This is a genomic window from Photorhabdus namnaonensis (genome assembly GCF_001684335.1).
Taxonomy (GTDB): domain Bacteria; phylum Pseudomonadota; class Gammaproteobacteria; order Enterobacterales; family Enterobacteriaceae; genus Photorhabdus; species Photorhabdus namnaonensis.
In genome coordinates, this window is the sequence record NZ_LOIC01000059.1 from 1 (window position 1) to 367 (window position 367).

Genomic DNA, 367 nt, shown 5'->3' on the forward strand with positions numbered 1-367 from the left:
TCCTGACAGACCGTAATCTTATCCGGCTCACATAACTCTCTGAGGCGCTTGTCAATATAACCCGCATATTTATACGAGCTATGGTTAGAGAAACCGAATCCGCCTTCCAAATCAGCACTTCTGTTTTCAACAAACAGTTTGTCTTTTTCTTGTTGACTGAGCTGATTAAACAACGCGTTTTGCCGCTCACCGGCCAGCGAAAAATCCTTTTCTGTTTCCTGATTTAACTCAGGAATTAAGTAGAGTTTTGTGGTGTTATCCAATATTTTTTCAGCAACACCCGTTATAAGAGAGGCATTCCGGGCGGAAATCAGCCATTCCGGGCAACTGTTGGCTTGAAAGAAATGAACCACTTTACCGTGATGCA

The 367-nt window shown here is 43.1% G+C and carries 1 pseudogene; it reads right to left on the reverse strand.

The features are described from left to right. Positions 1–367 (reverse strand): annotated as a pseudogene (locus Phpb_RS09950) (lipase family protein); the annotation flags it as partial.